Origin of the sequence: Pseudomonas sp. 2957, from assembly GCF_031456345.1 — a bacterium.
Classification (GTDB): domain Bacteria; phylum Pseudomonadota; class Gammaproteobacteria; order Pseudomonadales; family Pseudomonadaceae; genus Aquipseudomonas; species Aquipseudomonas siliginis.
In genome coordinates this window covers 50491-68037 of record NZ_JAVDUL010000007.1, presented here as the reverse complement: position 1 = coordinate 68037, position 17547 = coordinate 50491, and the positions used below count along the sequence as shown (strand labels likewise).

Here is a 17547-nt window from a genome sequence, read left to right as displayed (position 1 = left end):
GTCCGTCATGCGTCGTCTGTTGCTCGCTTTGCCGTTTGCCCTGTTGCCGCTGGCCGCTGCTCATGCGGTGGATGAGCACGATCACGATCATGAGCACGGCAGCCTCGGCGCCCATGAGCATGGTGTGGGTCGCCTGAATGCCGCGCTCGATGGTCAGACCCTGGAGCTGGAGCTGGAAAGCCCGGCGATGAATCTGGTGGGTTTTGAACACGCCGCGACGTCGGATGCCGACAAGGCCAAAGTCGCTGCCGCTCGTGCGCAGCTGGAAAAACCATTGGCCCTGTTCAGCCTGCCCGCTGCGGCCGGCTGCAAGGTGGTCAGCCAGGAACTGGAAAGCCCGCTGTTCGGCGACAAGCCGGACGCCGACGATCACGACGAAGATGAAGCGGACAAGGACGGTCACGAGCATCACCACGACCACAGCGAAATCCACGCGCATTACCAATTCAGCTGCGCCACACCGGGCGCGCTGAGCACGCTGAACCTGACGAACGTCTTCAAGACCTTCCCGGCAACGCAGAAGATTCAGGTACAACTGATCAGCGCGACCGGCCAGCAAGGTACCGAAGTGACGGCCAAGTCAGCTGCGCTGAAATTCTAGGATCCACCGAAATCCCCTGTGGGAGCGAGCCTGCTCGCGAAGGCGGCGTGTCAGTTGACAGGTGGGTGTCTGACCCAGCGCTTTCGCGAGCAGGCTCGCTCCCACAGGGTTATGTGTTCACTTCATGAAAATCGGTGCCATGACCCAAGCACTCATCGAACTTTCCGACCTTGGCTTCAACTGGCCCGGTCACCCGCCGCTGCTGGACATCCCGGCGTTTCGTCTGGAAGCCGGCGAAACCCTGTTTCTCAAAGGCCCCAGCGGCAGCGGCAAGACCACCCTGCTCGGCCTGCTTGGCGGGGTGCAGAAGCCCAATCGCGGCAGCATTCGCCTGCTCGGCCAGGAGCTGACCGAGCTTTCTGCCGGCAAGCGCGATACGTTTCGTGTCGATCACACTGGCTACATTTTCCAGCAATTCAACCTGCTGCCGTTTCTCTCGGTGCGCGAGAACGTTGAGTTGCCGTGTCATTTTTCAAAACTGCGTGCGCAACGGGCGAAACAGCGCCACGGCAGCGTCGATCAAGCCGCCGCCACGTTGCTCGCGCACTTGGGTCTGAAAGACGAAAGCATCCTCAGCCGCCGCGCCGACTCGCTGTCGATCGGCCAGCAACAACGGGTCGCCGCCGCACGCGCGTTGATCGGCCAACCGGAGCTGGTGATCGCCGACGAACCGACCTCGGCGCTGGATTACGACGCCCGCGAAAACTTCATTCGCCTGCTGTTTGCCGAGTGCCGCGAGGCCGGATCGAGTCTGTTGTTCGTCAGCCATGACCAGAGCCTGGCGCCGCTGTTCGACCGTCATCTGTCCCTGGCCGAACTCAATCGCGCCGCCACGTCCGCCGAGGTCTGAGATGTATCTGTTTCGTCTGGCCATGGCCAGCCTGGCCAACCGCCGTTTCACCGCATTGCTCACCGCCTTTGCCATTGCTCTTTCGGTGTGCCTGCTGCTCGCCGTCGAGCGCGTGCGCACCGAAGCCAAGGCCAGTTTCGCCAGCACCATCAGCGGTACTGACCTGATCGTCGGCGCTCGTTCGGGGTCGGTAAACCTGCTGCTGTATTCGGTGTTCCGCATCGGCAACGCTACTAACAACATCCGTTGGGACAGCTTTGAACACTTCGCCAACAACCCGAAAGTGAAGTGGGCAATCCCCATGTCCCTGGGCGATTCCCATCGCGGCTATCGCGTGATGGGCACCACCGAAGCCTATTTCGAGCACTACCAGTACGGGCGCCAGCAACACCTGGCGCTGGCCGACGGTCGCGCGTTTGCCACCGATCCTTTCGAAGTGGTGCTCGGTGCCGAAGTCGCCGAAGCGCTGCACTACAAGCTCGGCGACAAACTGGTACTGGCCCACGGCGTGGCGGCGATCAGCCTGGTCAAACACGACGACAAACCCTTCACCGTGGTCGGCATCCTCCAGCGCACCGGCACCCCGGTGGACCGCACGCTGCACATCAGCCTCGGCGGCATGGAGGCGATCCACATCGACTGGCACAACGGCGTGCCGGCGCGCGGCAACGGCAGGATCAGCGCTGATCAGGCGCGCAATATGGACCTGACGCCACAAGCGATCACCGCGTTCATGCTCGGCCTCAACAGCAAGATTTCCACCTTTGCCTTGCAGCGCGAGATCAACGAATACCGTGGCGAACCGATGCTGGCGATCCTGCCGGGCGTGGCCTTGCAGGAATTGTGGAGCCTGATGAGTACGGCCGAGAAAGCCTTGTTCGTGGTCTCGCTGTTCGTTGTGCTGACCGGGTTGATCGGCATGCTCACGGCGATTCTCACCAGCCTCAACGAACGTCGCCGCGAGATGGCGATTCTGCGTTCGGTGGGCGCGCGGCCGTGGCACATCGCAAGCCTGCTGGTGCTGGAAGCCTTTGCGTTGGCGCTGACTGGAGTCATCGCCGGACTGGCATTGCTATACATCGGCATCGCCGCTGCGCAAGGTTACGTGCAGGCCAATTACGGTTTATACCTGCCGCTGGCATGGCCGAGCGAGTATGAATGGACGCTGCTCGGTGGCATTCTGGCGGCCGCGCTGCTGATGGGCAGCGTGCCGGCCTGGCGCGCGTATCGCCAATCATTGGCCGATGGCCTGTCGATCCGTTTATGAGGATGTTCACCATGCCCCGCGCCCTGCTTGCGCTGCTGATGCTGGTCGCCCTGCCCGTGTGGGCGGCGGCGCCGAAAGACCTGACCTGGTCGGAAATGATCCCGCCGGACGCCGCGCCGGAAGTGCCGAACATGACCCCGCTGCACGACCTGTCGAAGATGGGCGACGCACTCTCTGCCGAGTCCGCGCCGGCGGCCAAGCAGGACATGCCCAACGCACCGGTAGTGAAGAGCCTCGACGGGCAGAACATTCGCCTGCCGGGTTACATCGTGCCGCTGGAAGTCAGCGAAGAGGGGCGCACCACGGACTTCTTGCTGGTGCCATATTTCGGCGCCTGCATCCACGTCCCGCCACCGCCGTCGAACCAGATCGTCCACGTGAAAAGCGAACTGGGCGTGAAGCTTGATGAGCTGTATCAGCCGTACTGGGTCGAAGGACCGTTGCAGGTGAAAGCCTCAAGCAGTGAGCTGGCCGATGCCGGGTATCAGATGGAGGCGGAGAAGATTTATGCGTATGAACTGCCGGAGTAATTCCCGGTAATTTTGTATTGGCTGGTCTATCGTCTTCGCGAGCAGGCTCGCTCCCACAGGTGATCACATTCCAAGGTGGGAGCGAGCCTGCTCGCGAATAGGCCCTCAAAGGTTCCACAAAACCCCGCCCCTTCACTGTTTCATTGAGCTGAGTCAAAACACCGTATCAGACGGCTTCGTACCCTAGGACATCGAATTTTTATGTCCTTTCGGAGCCCCCATGAACAAGTCCTTGCTCAGCGCCTCGCTGTTTGCCCTCGCGCTCGCAGCCCCGCTCGTCCACGCCCACGAAGCCGGTGACATTCTCGTGCGCGCCGGCGCGATCACCGTCAACCCGAAGGCCGACAGCTCCAGCGTCAAGGTCGATCAGGGTCCGCTGAGCGGCACTGATCTGGGCGGCAAGGCGACCATGAGCAGCGACACCCAACTGGGTCTGAACTTCGCTTACATGCTCACCAACAACATCGGTATCGAGCTGCTGGCAGCCACGCCGTTCGAGCATGACGTCAAGCTCAAGGGCACCGCCCTGCCCGCCGCCAACGGCAAGCTCGGCACCCTGAAACACCTGCCGCCGACCCTCAGCGTCGTCTACTACCCGCTGGATTCGAAATCGCCTTTCCAGCCGTATGTCGGCGGTGGCATCAACTACACCTGGATTTACGACGAACACGTCGGCAGCGAAGCCAGCGCCAACGGTTTCAGCAACTTCAAGGCGAAAAACTCCTGGGGTCTGGCCTGGCAGGTCGGCGCCGACTACATGATCACCGACAACATCATGCTCAACGCCCAAGTGCGCTACATCGATATCGATACACGCGCGACCGTCGAGAACAACGCCGTCGCACCCGGCACCCGCGCACGGGTGAATGTGGATGTCGATCCGTTCATCTACATGGTCGGTTTGGGCTATAAGTTCTAAGTCGATTTTTTACTGAACGTTCACGTGGTGGTGAATGAGGCTTGGTGGCGGGCAGGCACAGACCTGACGACGACCGTACGCAGTCGATCGGGGAATAACATTCCCTCGCCACAGGAATAGCGATATTCCGGCCGTGAAAAAGGCGCCTGTTGCAGGGCGCCTTTTTCATTTGGTGCTGAGTCATGTGGGGCGTTGGAGGCCCGGGCCCCTCACCCCAGCCCTCTCCCGGGGGAGAGGGAGCCGATTTGTGTGTTGTTCAAAACCTGAGTTCGACTGGGTATCGCAAGTCGGCGTACTTCTCACAAACACCTCAGTCAGTTCCCTCTCCCCCTGGGAGAGGGCTAGGGTGAGGGGCTTCTCAGGAGCGCCCGAGCAAGCGCGCCAGGCCCACACTCATCGGCGTCTGCGGCGGCATTTCAAAGCGCTGCAGCAAGCGTCGGTTGTCAGCCCGCGAATGGCGGATATCACCCGAACGCGCCGGCCCGTAGCTCACGGGCGGCAGTTCACCGACCACTGATTTCAACGCTTCGAGCATCTGCTTCAGGCTCATCGCCTGATTCCAGCCAACATTGACCGCGCCCTCCTGCACTTCAGGCTTTTCCAGCGCCTGCACCAGCAAATCGACCAGATCACCGACATAAAGAAAATCGCGGGTCTGCTCGCCATCGCCAAATACGGTGATCGGCAAACCTTTCGACGCACGTTCGCTGAAGATGCTGATCACCCCGGAATACGGCGAGGACGGATCCTGGCGGGGGCCGAAGATGTTGAAGAAGCGGAAAATCGCCGGCTCCAGACCATGCTGGCGACGGTAGAAATCGAAGTACTGCTCACCGGCCAGTTTGTCCGAGGCATAGGGTGTCAGCGGCGCCTTCGGCGTGTCTTCATCAATCGACTCGCCCTCGCCATTGTTGCCGTACACCGCCGCGCTGGAGGCGTACACCACACGCTTGACCCCGGCCAGGCGCATGGCTTCGCAGACATTCAGGGTGCCGATGAAATTGCTCTGATGGGTTTTCACCGGATCGTCCACCGAGGCCTGCACCGAGGCCACCGCCGCCAGATGCGCGACAGCGTTGCAACCTTGTATGGCGCGGGCGACCAGGGCGGCATCGGCGACATCGCCGACCACCAGTTCAACCTTGGGATTGTCCAGCGGCAGGTTGCTGCGCTTGCCGGTCGACAGGTCGTCGAGCACGCGTACCGCATAGCCCTTGGCGAGCAAGGCATCGGTCAGGTGCGAGCCGATGAAGCCGGCTCCGCCAGTGATTAAAACCGTTGCTTCAGCCATGTCGGTAGAACCTGTCCAGTAGACCCGGGAGTGCGGCACGCCAGGCGCGCGGTTTGATCCCGAAAGTGTGGAGAATTTTCTTGCAGGCCAGCACTGCGTGTTGCGGCTCTTCGGCGGCGTCCGGGCGCGCGGCGTGGGCCTGCGCGGTCGGTGCTTCGATCGCCAGCGGATGCAGGCTGCGTGCTTCGGTGAGAATCGCCTGGCCCAGCGCCAGCGGGGTGGTCGCTTCGTGGCCGGCGTAATGGTAAGTGCCCCACAGCGGCGCGGCGCAGTCGAGTTGCTTGAGCACGGAGATGATCACTCGAGCGGCGTCATCGACCGGAGTCGGATTGCCGCGCCGATCATCGGCCAGCAGCAACTCTTCGGGTTTTTCCGCGCGAGCGAGGAAGCGTCCGAGGGTGCCGTCCGGGCTGTCGTCGAGCAGCCAGCCGAAACGCAGCAGTACATGTTGCGGGCAGGTCGCGCGCACGCTTTGCTCGATGCGCCACAAGGCCTGACCGCGCAGGCCCAGCGGCACCGGTTCGTCTTTTTCGCTGTAGGCCGTGGCCCGCGAGCCGTCGAACACGCGATAGCTCGACGGCTGCACGAGGACAATGTTGTGGTGCTGGCACAGTTCGGCCAGACGCTCGATGGCGCGTTCCTGGCCGATCATGCGGCTTTCGCTGACGCTCTCGGCCTGGAACCAGTCGAAATAGTAGGCGAGGTTGATCAACGCATCGGGACGGGTGTCGTCGAGCAGTTGGGTGAGGCTCGCGGCATCCCAGCCGTTTTCGGGCGGGCGGGGGGCGAGGAAACCGATGTCTTCTTCCGCACCGAGGCGAATCAGCGCCTGCCCAAGGGCATTTCCGCCGCCCAGTAACATAAGGCGCATTCGCATAGAGTCAGCAGGCCCAGTCTGATTGGAACGATGGCTTTAGCGACGGTTCTCGTGGAACCGTCGTCGATAATTGCCGGAATCGTTGCATTTTGCGGGTTTAGTGCGCAACCGTCATCCGTAAAGTGTAGATGCGCGGATTTGTATCGGCCTCACTGGCGCTATCGCGAGCAGGCTCGCTCCCACAGGAGACCGCATTCCAAGGTGGGAGCGAGCCTGCTCGCGAAGGGCTCCGAACGGTACTTGCATCTTCCCGCCCCCGCCCGCATAACTCCAGTCATGAATCTGCCCCTCCCCGCCAACAGCGCGCTGGCCGGTTTTCACCCCGCCGTCAGCGCCTGGTTCAACAAAACTTTCCCGGCGGTCACCGCCGCTCAGGCCCGTGCGTGGCCGTTGATTCGCCAGCGCCGGTCGACGCTGATCGCCGCGCCCACTGGCTCGGGGAAAACCCTGACCGCGTTCCTCGCCGTGCTCGATGAGCTTGTCCATCGTGGTCTGGAACACCCCGACGGTCTGCCCGCCGAAACCCTGGTGGTCTATGTCTCGCCGTTGAAGGCACTGTCCAACGACATCCAGATCAACCTGCAGAATCCGCTCGCCGGCATTACCGCGCAATTGCGCGAGATGGGCCTGCCGGAGCTGACCATCACTACCGCCGTACGCACTGGCGACACGCCGCAAAAAGACCGCGCCGCGATGCGCAAGAGCGCGCCGCATATTCTGGTGACCACCCCGGAATCGCTGTACGTGCTGCTCGGCTCGGAATCCGGGCGCAAGATGCTCGGCACCACGCGCACGGTGATCATTGACGAAATCCACGCCATGGCCGCCGGCAAGCGCGGCAGTCATCTGTCCTTGAGCCTTGAACGGCTGCAAGCGTTGTGCGCCGAACCGCTGACCCGCATCGGCCTGTCCGCCACGCAGAAGCCGGTAGAAGCCGTGGCGCGGTTTCTGGTCGGTCACGATTGCCCCTGCGAAATCGTCGACATTGGCCACGCCCGCCCACGAGACCTGGGTATCGAAGTGCCGCCGGTGCCGTTGTCGGCAGTGATGGCCAACGATGTCTGGGAACTGGTGTACGAGCGCCTCGCCGAACTCGCCCGCGAGCATCGCACCACGCTGATTTTCGTCAACACCCGACGCCTTGCCGAACGCCTCAGCCGGCATCTGAGCGAGCGCCTCGGCAAGCAGGCCGTGGCGGCGCACCACGGCAGCCTGGCCAAAGAGTTTCGCCTCGATGCGGAACAGCGCCTCAAACGCGGCGAGCTGCAAGTGCTGATCGCCACTGCATCACTGGAGCTGGGCATCGATATCGGTGAAGTCGACCTGGTCTGCCAGATCAGTTCACCGCGTTCGATTGCTGCGTTTCTGCAACGAGTCGGTCGCTCCGGACATCAGGTCGGCGGCACGCCCAAGGGTCGTTTGTTCGCCACCACCCGCGACGACCTGATCGAGTGCGCCGCCCTGCTCGACTGCGTGCGCCGGGGCGAGCTCGATACGCTGCACATTCCGGAAAAACCGCTGGACGTGCTGGCGCAGCAGATCATTGCCGAGGTCAGTTGCCAGGAATGGTCGGAGGACGCGTTGCTGGCGATGTTCCGCCGAGCGTGGCCGTATCGCGATCTCGACGAAAAACACTATCAGGCCCTGCTGAGCATGCTCGCCGAGGGTTACAACGGCCGCCAGGGCATCCGCAGCGCCTACCTGCACCGCGATGCCGTCAGTCGCACCTTGCGTGGCCGGCGGGGCGCGCAACTGACCGCCGTGACCAGTGGCGGCACGATTCCGGACAACGCCGACTACAGCGTGCTGCTCGAACCCCAGGGCTTGAACATCGGCAGCGTCAACGAAGATTTCGCCGTGGAAAGTATCGCCGGCGATGTGTTCCAGCTCGGCAATACCTCGTACCGCATCCTGCGGGTAGAAAGCGGCAAGGTGCGGGTCGAGGATGCGCAGGGCATGCCGCCGACCATTCCGTTCTGGCTCGGCGAAGCGCCGGGGCGCAGTGATGAACTGTCGGCGGCCGTCGCGCGCCTGCAAGCGCAGTTGGACGAATTGCTCAGCGCCAGGCCCGGGAATCTGCAACCGGCGCTCGACTGGCTGACCACCACACTCGGCCTCAACCTCGCCAGCGCCGAGCAACTGGTCGAATATCTGGCGCGCGCGCGGCAAACCCTCGGCGCCCTGCCCTCGCAGGACACGCTGTTGATGGAGCGGTTTTTCGACGAGTCCGGCGGCACCCAACTGATCATTCACACGCCGTTCGGCAGCCGCATCAACCGCGCCTGGGGCCTGGCCTTGCGCAAGCGTTTCTGCCGCACCTTCAACTTCGAGTTGCAGGCCGCCGCCAGCGAAGACGCGATCGTGCTGTCGCTGTCCACCAGTCACAGCTTCGAGCTCGACGAGGTTTGGCGTTACCTGCACAGCAACAGCGCCGAACACACCCTTATTCAAGCCGTGCTCGATGCGCCCTTGTTTGGCGTGCGCTGGCGCTGGAATGCCGGGGTGGCGCTGGCGTTGCCGCGCTTCACCGGCGGGCGCAAAGTCGCTCCGCAACTGCAACGGATGAAAAGCGAAGACCTGATCGCCAGTGTGTTTCCCGACCAGATCGCCTGCCTGGAAAACCTCGCCGGCGAGCGTGAAGTCCCCGAACATCCGCTGGTGGAACAGACCCTCGACGATTGCCTGCACGAAGCGATGGACAGCGAAGGCTGGCTGACCCTGCTGCGGCGCATGGAGCGTGGCGAGGTGCGCCTGATCGCCCGGGATTTACCTGCGCCGTCGCCGCTGGCGGCAGAAATTCTCAGCGCCCGACCCTACACGTTTCTCGACGACGCGCCGCTGGAGGAACGCCGCACGCAAGCGGTGATTAATCGACGCTGGAGCGATCCGCAGTCGACCGATGATCTCGGCGCACTCGATGCCGATGCGATCACCGCAGTGCGCGAAGAAGCCTGGCCGTCGCCCAATTCCATGGATGAAATGCACGAAGCGCTGATGAGCCTCGCCTGCATCAGTGACGCCGAAGCGCGCGCCAACGCCGGTTGGCCGGACTGGCTGCAAACGCTGATGGCCAGCGGCCGCGCCTGCCGGTTGCAGATCGACGCCGAGCATCAGTTGTGGCTGGCTCGCGAACGCCTGAGTTGCCTGCAGGCACTTTATCCACAGGCCACGTTGGCGAGCGCAGCAGTCGTGCTGCCCGGGTTCGACGAAGCGTGGACATTCGATGAGGCGCTGGTCGAAGTGATCCGCGCCCGCCTCGGCGCCTTTGGGCCGACCCCTTTGCCAGCCATTGCCGAGCCGCTCGCCCTGCCCGCCGCGCAAGTGAGTCAGGCCCTCGCCCGACTGGAGCGTGAAGGGTACGTCTTGCGCGGCCAGTTCACGCCGAACAGCGCGATTGAAGAATGGTGCGAACGCCATCTGCTCGCGCGCATCCATCGCTACACGGTCAAGCGCCTGCGCCGGGAAATCGAACCGGTGGCATTGCAGGACTTCATGCGCTTTCTGTTCGACTGGCAGCATCTGACGCCGGCCACCCAAGGTCAGGGCAGCGCGGTGCTGCCGGCGATTGTCGGCCAGTTCGAAGGTTATCCGGCGGCAGCCTCGGCATGGGACAGCGACATCCTGCCGGCGCGCCTCAAGGACTATTCGCCGAGCTGGCTGGATGAACTGTGCCGCAACGGCAAACTGGTGTGGACGCGCATCAGCGCGCGGCAGAAAGTCAGCGGCTCGGCATTGCGCAGTACACCGATTGTGCTGCTGCCGCGCAGTCAGGTGGGTTTGTGGAGTGCGTTGGCTGAACAGACGCCGGTGAGTGAGTTATCGCCGAAAACACAGAAAGTCTTTGAGGCGCTGAGTCAGCATGGCGCGCTGTTTTTCGATGAGTTGATTCATGAAGCGCGCCTGCTGCGCAGCGAACTGGAAATTGCTTTGCAGGAACTGGTCGCCGCAGGTTTGGTGAACGCCGACAGCTTCGCCGGCCTGCGCGCGCTGATCACGCCGGCAAGCAAGCGCCAGCAGCGCAGTAGCCGACGCGGGCGCGGCGCGTTTATCGGCGGCATGGACGATGCCGGGCGCTGGGCATTGCTGCGCCGGGGTTCGTCAGCCGATGCCGCCGAGACACTCGAACACGTCGCCATGACCCTGCTGCGCCGCTACGGCGTGGTGTTCTGGCGCTTGCTCGAACGCGAAGCGGACTGGCTGCCGAGCTGGCGGGAATTGCTGCGCACCTTTCATCGTCTGGAGGCGCGGGGCGAGATTCGTGGCGGGCGGTTTGTCAGTGGTCTGGCTGGCGAGCAGTTTGCCTTGCCCGAAGCCATTCCCTTGCTGCGCGAAGTACGCCGCCGCCCGCAGGACGGCAGCCTGGTGGCGGTGTGCGGAGTTGATCCATTGAATCTGGCCGGAACCTTGTTGCCGGGGGCGAAGGTGCCGGCGCTGGTGAGCAATCGGCTGGTTTATCGCGATGGAGTGTCCGTGGCCGCGGTGATTGCCGGCAAGCAGCAGGTTTGGGTAGAGCTGGATCCGATAGCCATGGGACAACTGCATGCCAAGCTGATCCGGCATTGAGAGTGTTCGCACCGGCGTCTTCGCGAGCAGGCTCGCTCCCACAGTCCAATCCCATTGCCCCTGTGGGAGCGAGCCTGCTCGCGAAAGCGCCGGCCCTGTCTCTACACAAACAGGCGTCAGGTCCGTGACTCCTGCGGTACCTCATCCGCAACCACCGCCCCCTCCTCCTGCCGCTTCGGCAACAGCACCTGTTGTGGATAAGTCTGCGCAAAATGCACATTGGGTGTGTTATCCACAAGCTTCTTCAAGCGCTGGTTGAACGCGCGGCTCACCGCATATTGCCCACCTGACACCGTGCGAAATTGCGCCGTCAACACCACGCCGTTCAAGTCCATTTTGTCCACGCCAAACACATCCAGCGGCCCTTGCAGGTTGTACTTGAGGAACGGGTCTTCGCGGATCGAATCACCGGCCTCGCGAATCAGCTCAATGGCTTTGTCGACATCGGTGTCGTAGGTGAACTGCACCGAGAAAAATGCGAAGGCGAACTGGCGTGATTGGTTGGTCACAGCCTTGATCTGGCCGAACGGCACCGAGTGCACAAAACCCTTGCCGTCCCGCAGGCGCAAGGTGCGGATGGTCAAACCTTCCACGGTGCCGGCGTGGCCGGAATCGAGCACCACCCAGTCGCCGATCGACAGGGTGTCTTCGATGATGATGAACAACCCGGTGATGACGTCCTGCACCAGTTGCTGCGAACCGAAACCGATCGCCAGACCGACCACGCCCGCACCGGCTAGTAGCGGCGCGACGTTGATGCCGAGGTTGGCCATGGTGGTAATCGCGCAGATCACCACGAGGATGATTTTGATCGCGTTGCGCAGCAGCGGCAGGATGGTTTTCACCCGCGTGCTCGGCTGGCGTGCCGCGCGTTTGCTCAGCGGCGGTTTCAGCGCTTCCTGAATCGCCGTGTCGAGCACCACCCACAGCAGCCACGTCACCAGGAAGATCAGGCCGATGCTGCTCAAGGCGTTGCTGATCGCTCGACCGACGGTGCTGCTCTGGGCGAAATCGAGCAACGACACGCCCCAGATCCGCCCGAGAATATCGATGAACACAATCGCCATGACGATGCGCAGCAACGCATGCAACAGGCTGAGAAAACGTTCCTTGTAGGCACTGCTGCGCTGGATCGCCTCAGCCTTGCGTGATTTGAACAAATGCTGCAACACGGTGCTGAGAAACACTGTGGCGATCAGCAGCACGGTAGTGAACAAGGCACAGCGCAGGGCTTTCTGATTGTCCTCGCCGATGCCAATCAGGCTGACTGCCGAGACCAGCACCATCAGCACGATCGGCCAATACCACAGCCCGGAAAATATCCGCAGCGATTCCTGCAGCGACGGTTGTTTCAAGCGCTGAGCGAGCGGGCGATTGCGGATCAGATGTGCCACCGGCCGGCGCAGGCGAATCACCAGCAAACCGAAAATCACCGAGGCGATCAGCCCGGTGAACACGGCGATGCTGCTGGTGATATTGCCGCCCAGTTGCCGGGCGATCTGCGGGCTGGTCAGGGCATCGCTGAGGGCGGCGAGAAAGCCGATGAGGAACAGCGGGCGCGGGCAGTATTCACGGATGATTCGCGCGGCGGCGCGCTTGTGCCCGACGTTGAACATCACCACCACGCACAACAACATCGATGTGGAGAAGATACCGCTGCTGGTGGCATAGGCCAGACACAGCGCCAGCGCACGGCCCACCGAAGCTTGCAGAAAGTGGCTGACATACAGTGTCAGCGGCAGGCAGATCAGCGCCGGCACGGTGAAAGGCAGCACGTAGCCGAGCAGATCCTGACTGCGCTGGCGGGTGCGCAACCAGCGGCCCTCACGCAGACGCTTTGCCAGCAGACTGCCGAGCACGGTGAGCAGGGCGAAACTGCCCAGCCACACTCCCGACAACGTGAGGAAATCCCCGGCGACGCTCCAGCCCGAGCGATTCGACGGTTGCTTGACCAGCCGATCGACCTCATCCGCCGCGCGGTCAGCACGCAGCCGCCAGGCATCGACCAGGTGTTCGTTGAGATCGAGTTTTTCCTGCACATCGTCGATGCTCGTACTGATCGCCCCGAGCAGACCGCCCTGCACCAGCGGTTCCGGTTCGGCAGGTTTTTCCGCCGTATCGGCGGCAGCCGGAACGCCCGGTAGCGCGACGGCTTGCGATGTGTTGACGCCCAAGCACAGCAGCGCTCCCAGCAGAATGGCGATCCTGAAATTGCGCAAAGCTCCGATCTCCCGTGGCTGACCCTGGTAAGGAACTGATCGGTAATTGCGCGGCAAGTTCAAGAGCCCCCTCACCCCAGCCCTCTCCCCCAGGAGAGGGAGCCGACCGAGTTGCATGACCAAAATCACCAACTGCACGTCTTGAGTCGAACTCAAGTCCTGAAGACCATGAAAATCTGCTCCCTTCACAGTCGTACGCGATTTCAGGAGGCATGAAGATCTGCTCCCTTCCCCCTCGCCCCCTTGGGGGAGAGGGTTGGGGTGAGGGGGTAAGCTCTTGATCTTCGCTTCACCCGCGACCGTCCGTAACGCCACCGAAACTTTCCCACCCCCGCCGCAGTCATCACAGAACATCGGCAACACGAGGACTTTCTACGGGAGGATGGGATGGCGACGATTCACATCGGTATTTCAGGCTGGCGCTACGCCCCGTGGCGCGGGGATTTCTACCCAAAGGGACTGGCGCAGAAGCGCGAACTGCAGTTCGCCTCCCGCGCGGTCAACAGCATTGAAATCAATGGATCGTTCTACGCCCTGCAACGCCCCGAACGTTACGCCCAGTGGTACGCCGAAACCCCCGATGACTTCGTGTTCAGCGTCAAGGCGCCGCGCTTTATCACCCACGTGCGCCGCTTGCGCGAAATCGAAAAACCACTGGCGAATTTCTTCGCCTCGGGCGTTCTGGAACTGAAGGAAAAACTCGGGCCGATCCTTTGGCAGTTTCCGCCGAATTTCAAATTCGACGCCGAGCGCTTCGATCACTTTCTCGCGCAACTGCCCCACGATACCCAAGCCGCAGCCGCCCTCGCCCGCCAGCACGACTCGCATCTGCCCGGCCACGCCAGCGTCAAAGCCTGGCGCAAGAAACCGCTGCGCCATGCGGTGGAAATCCGTCATGAAAGTTTCATCGATCCGGAATTCGTGCGCCTGCTCAAACGCCACAACACCGCGCTGGTCATTGCCGACACCGCCGGCAAATGGCCGTACCGCGAAGACCTCACCAGCGACTTCGTCTATCTGCGCCTGCACGGCGCCGAAGAGCTCTACGCCAGCGGTTATTCCGAGCAAGCGCTCAAGCGCTGGGCCGAGCGCATCGACGCCTGGCATCACGGTAAACAGCCAGAGGACGCCCACCTGATAGCCCCACGCCTGAAACCCCGCGCGCGCAAATCCCGCGAAGTGTTCTGCTACTTCGACAACGACATCAAAGTCCGCGCGCCCTACGACGCACGCAACTTGTTGCAGCGCTTGGACCTCGACAAAGACCTCGCCACAACTCCCGGGCAAGTCGCCGCAGAAGGAGTTCTGTCATGAGCATTCCCGAACCGGTCGGTTTCACCGACGAAGGCTCCGTGGTTGCGCCCTCGGTGCGCACCTTCACCATACTGACGGTCAACACCCACAAGGGCTTCACCGCGCTGAACCGGCGTTTCATCCTGCCGGAGCTGCGTGAAGCGGTGCGCAGCGTCGCCGCCGACGTGGTGTTTCTGCAGGAAGTGCACGGCACGCACGAGCAGCATCCGAAACGCTACGACAACTGGCCGACGATGCCGCAATACGAATTTCTCGCCGACAGCCTCTGGCCGCAATTCGCCTACGGGCGCAATGCCGTGTACCCGGCGGGCGATCACGGCAATGCGCTGCTGTCGAAATTCCAGATCATCCGCCACGACAACCTCGACGTGTCGATCAGCGGCCATGAGAACCGCGGCCTGTTGCATTGCGTGCTGCGCCTGCCTGGCGACGGCACCGAAGTGCATGCGATCTGCGTGCATCTGGGCCTGCGCGAGAGCCACCGCAACGCGCAACTGGATCTGCTGATGCAACGTCTCGCCGAATTGCCCGCCGATGCCCCAGTGATCGTCGCTGGCGATTTCAACGACTGGCGCCAGCGTGCCGATGCGCAGCTCAAGCCCTGTGGCCTGCGCGAAGTGTTCGCCGAGCAGTACGGCAAGCCGGCGCGCAGTTTTCCCGCGCGGCTGCCAGCGCTACGACTCGACCGCATCTACGTACGCAACCTCAAGGCCAGCCGCCCAAAAGTACTGACCAACCGGCCCTGGTCCCACCTTTCCGACCACGCACCGTTATCGGTGGAGATTGAACTATGAACAGTGCGCCACTGGAAAAATCCGCCGTCGACCCGGTCCCGCTAAACCCGCCGGTGCGCGAACCCGGCCACGTTGACGTCGAGTATCAATGGCATAGCAATAACCGCGTAGAGCTGCTGGAGAACGGCGAGGAATATTTCCCCCGGGTATTCGAAGCGATGCGCGCAGCCAAGAGCGAGATCCTGCTGGAGACCTTCATCGTCTTCGAAGACAAGGTCGGCGCCGAGTTGCAGCAAATCCTCATCGAAGCCGCCCAGCGCGGCGTGCGCACCACGGTCAGCCTCGACGGCTTCGGCTGTGGCGAGCTGAGCACCGGCTATCTGTCGGCCTTGAGCGATGCCGGCGTGCATTTGCAGATCTTCGATCCGGCGCCAAAGCACTTGGGCATCCGCACCAACTGGTTCCGCCGCTTGCACCGCAAGATCGTGGTGGTCGACGGCTTGATCGCGTTCATTGGCGGGATCAATTTTTCCGGCGATCACCTGGCCGATTTCGGCCCTGAAGCCAAGCAGGATTACTCGGTTGAGATCCAAGGCCCGGTGGTCGCCGATATCCATCACTTCGCCCTGCTGCAAAGCGGTCGTCCCGGACGCGCGCGGTTCTGGTGGCAGCGCCGGCGCCAGCGTCTGGAGGAAATGGCCTTCACCGATCACGACGGCCAGGTACGCCTGGTGTTCCGCGATAACGATCAACACAACACCGATATCGAAGACGTCTATCTGCAGGTGCTGCGCAAGGCCAAGCGCCGGGTGATCATCGCCAACGCCTACTTCTTTCCCGGCTACCGTTTGCTGCGCGAAATCCGCAACGCCGCCCGCCGTGGCGTCGAGGTGCGGCTGATCCTGCAAGGCCAGCCCGACATGCTCGTAGCCAAACTGGCGGCGCGCATGACCTACGATTATCTGCTGCGTGCCGGCGTGCAGATTCACGAATACTGCCAGCGCCCGCTGCACGGCAAGGTCGCGCTGGTCGACGATGACTGGAGCACCGTGGGCTCGAGCAATCTCGACCCGCTGAGCCTGTCGCTGAATCTGGAAGCCAACGTGCTGATCCGCGACCGCGCGTTCAATCAGCACCTGTACGAACGCCTCGAAGATCTCAGCCAGAACCACTGCAAAGCCATGGACGCCAAGCTGTTGCCGCGCGGGCGTATCTGGCACATGACCGTGGGTTTTCTGGTGTTCCACTTCCTGCGGCACTTCCCGGCCATGGCCGGTTGGCTGCCGGCGCATAAACCGCGTCTGAAGCCTTTCCGAGGTGCGCGTCCATGAGTCATTCCGAAGTCCATTCCGATAGCCATTCGGCACAAGCGGCGCCGTCGAAATGGAGCCGCTGGAAACGTCCGCTGACCATCCTGTTTTTTCTCGCGCTCATCGTCCTGTTGACGATGTTCGCTACGCGCATCGAATGGGCCGAGGTGCTGGAGACCCTCGCCGATTTCAAGGTGCGCACGCTGATCATCGCCGCCAGCCTGACGTTGCTGAGCTTTCTGGTGTACGCCAGTTTCGACCTGATTGGCCGCACCTACATTCGTCAGGACCTGACCTGGAAGCAGATCCTGCCGGTGGGCATCATCAGCTACGCCTTCAACCTCAATCTCAGCGCCTGGGTCGGCGGCATCGCCATGCGTTATCGCCTGTATTCGCGGCTGGGGGTGAGCAAAGGCAACATCGCCAAGATTCTCGGCCTGAGCCTGGCGACCAACTGGTTCGGCTACATGACCATCGCTGGCGTAGTGTTCAGCAGCGGTCTGGTGACGATGCCGCCGGGCTGGAAACTCAGCAGTTCGGCCTTGCAACTGGTCGGGGTGTTATTGCTGCTGGTCAGTGCCGGCTATCTGGCGGCGTGTCAGTTTTCCAAGCGCCGCGAGTGGTCGATACGCGGCGTGGAAATCAACCTGCCGTCGCTGCGCATGGCGGTGCTGCAATTATTGCTGGGGGCGTTGAACTGGTCGTTGATGGCGGCGGTGATCTTCACTCTGCTGCCAAGCAAACTGGATTATCCGCTGGTGCTTGGCGTGCTGTTGATCAGCGCGATTGCCGGGGTCATTACGCACATTCCGGCGGGGCTGGGTGTGCTAGAGGCGGTGTTCGTGGCGTTGCTGCAGCATGAGGCATCGCGCGGCAGTCTGGTCGCGGGATTGCTGGCATATCGGGCGATTTATTTTCTGCTGCCGCTGTTGATCACGGTGGTGATGTATCTGGTGGTGGAGGCCAAGGCAAAGGCACTGCGGATCGAGAAGAAACCCACACATTAGAATCAAGATCAAAAGATCGCAGCCTTCGGCAGCTCCTACATTTGAAATGCGTTCAACCTGTGGGA

The 17547-nt window shown here is 62.3% G+C and carries 13 protein-coding genes; 10 read left to right on the top strand and 3 right to left on the bottom strand.

Annotation, left to right across the window (positions count from 1 at the left end):
- Window positions 1-7: 7 nt before the first annotated feature.
- The 5 genes from J2Y39_RS23405 (at window position 8) to J2Y39_RS23385 (ending at window position 4167) form a co-directional block, all read left to right on the top strand.
- Window positions 8-601 (top strand): DUF2796 domain-containing protein, encoded by a 594-nt coding sequence (locus J2Y39_RS23405; protein WP_150742337.1) that lies wholly within the window; start codon window positions 8-10, stop codon window positions 599-601.
- A 139-nt stretch (window positions 602-740) separates the two neighbouring features.
- Window positions 741-1451, top strand: a complete 711-nt coding sequence (locus J2Y39_RS23400; RefSeq protein WP_076567723.1) for an ABC transporter ATP-binding protein — start codon at window positions 741-743, stop codon at window positions 1449-1451.
- 1 nt (window position 1452) lies between these two features.
- Window positions 1453-2718: an ABC transporter permease gene (locus tag J2Y39_RS23395; protein ID WP_071173729.1), complete on the top strand. Its 1266-nt coding sequence runs from the start codon at window positions 1453-1455 to the stop codon at window positions 2716-2718.
- An 11-nt stretch (window positions 2719-2729) separates the two neighbouring features.
- A complete protein-coding gene (locus J2Y39_RS23390) occupies window positions 2730-3248 on the top strand; it encodes a DUF3299 domain-containing protein (protein ID WP_024014502.1) in 519 nt (172 codons plus the stop codon).
- Window positions 3249-3468: 220 nt separating this feature from the next.
- On the top strand, window positions 3469-4167 hold the full coding sequence (locus J2Y39_RS23385; RefSeq protein ID WP_310219994.1) for an OmpW family outer membrane protein: 699 nt from the start codon (window positions 3469-3471) through the stop codon (window positions 4165-4167).
- 358 nt (window positions 4168-4525) lie between these two features.
- Here J2Y39_RS23385 and J2Y39_RS23380 read toward each other — a convergent pair whose 3' ends face one another.
- Together J2Y39_RS23380 and J2Y39_RS23375 are read right to left on the bottom strand one after the other, a co-directional pair.
- A complete protein-coding gene (locus J2Y39_RS23380; RefSeq protein ID WP_095181937.1) occupies window positions 4526-5458 on the bottom strand; it encodes an NAD-dependent epimerase/dehydratase family protein in 933 nt (310 codons plus the stop codon).
- Entirely contained in the window at window positions 5451-6335 is an 885-nt protein-coding gene (locus J2Y39_RS23375; RefSeq protein WP_095181938.1) for a sugar nucleotide-binding protein, read from the bottom strand. Before J2Y39_RS23375 ends, J2Y39_RS23380 begins: the two co-directional genes overlap by 8 nt.
- Before the next feature lie 276 nt (window positions 6336-6611).
- On the opposite strand from J2Y39_RS23375, the gene J2Y39_RS23370 reads away from it, so the two are divergent.
- Window positions 6612-10898: a DEAD/DEAH box helicase gene (locus tag J2Y39_RS23370; RefSeq protein ID WP_310219991.1), complete on the top strand. Its 4287-nt coding sequence runs from the start codon at window positions 6612-6614 to the stop codon at window positions 10896-10898.
- 116 nt (window positions 10899-11014) lie between these two features.
- On the opposite strand, the gene J2Y39_RS23365 is transcribed toward J2Y39_RS23370, so the two are convergent.
- A complete protein-coding gene (locus J2Y39_RS23365) occupies window positions 11015-13117 on the bottom strand; it encodes a mechanosensitive ion channel family protein (RefSeq protein ID WP_252886873.1) in 2103 nt (700 codons plus the stop codon).
- A gap of 387 nt (window positions 13118-13504) precedes the next feature.
- Here J2Y39_RS23365 and J2Y39_RS23360 point away from each other — a divergent pair, with 387 nt between their 5' ends.
- Genes J2Y39_RS23360 through J2Y39_RS23345 form a run of 4 tightly spaced genes read left to right on the top strand, consistent with a single transcriptional unit; the run spans window position 13505 to window position 17482 of the window.
- Window positions 13505-14431 carry a DUF72 domain-containing protein gene (locus J2Y39_RS23360; protein ID WP_056790764.1) on the top strand — a complete coding sequence of 309 codons (927 nt, stop codon included), beginning with the start codon at window positions 13505-13507 and terminating at the stop codon, window positions 14429-14431.
- The gene (locus tag J2Y39_RS23355) at window positions 14428-15225 is read left to right on the top strand and encodes an endonuclease/exonuclease/phosphatase family protein (RefSeq protein ID WP_041477677.1); all 798 of its coding nucleotides are present in this window, start codon (window positions 14428-14430) and stop codon (window positions 15223-15225) included. Before J2Y39_RS23360 ends, J2Y39_RS23355 begins: the two co-directional genes overlap by 4 nt.
- Window positions 15222-16496: a cardiolipin synthase ClsB gene (gene clsB, locus J2Y39_RS23350; protein ID WP_016772961.1), complete on the top strand. Its 1275-nt coding sequence runs from the start codon at window positions 15222-15224 to the stop codon at window positions 16494-16496. The genes J2Y39_RS23355 and clsB overlap by 4 nt, the downstream gene beginning before the upstream one ends.
- Complete coding sequence (locus J2Y39_RS23345; protein ID WP_122611007.1) at window positions 16493-17482, top strand: lysylphosphatidylglycerol synthase domain-containing protein; 990 nt, start codon at window positions 16493-16495, stop codon at window positions 17480-17482. The genes clsB and J2Y39_RS23345 overlap by 4 nt, the downstream gene beginning before the upstream one ends.
- The last annotated feature ends 65 nt before the right edge of the window (window positions 17483-17547 follow it).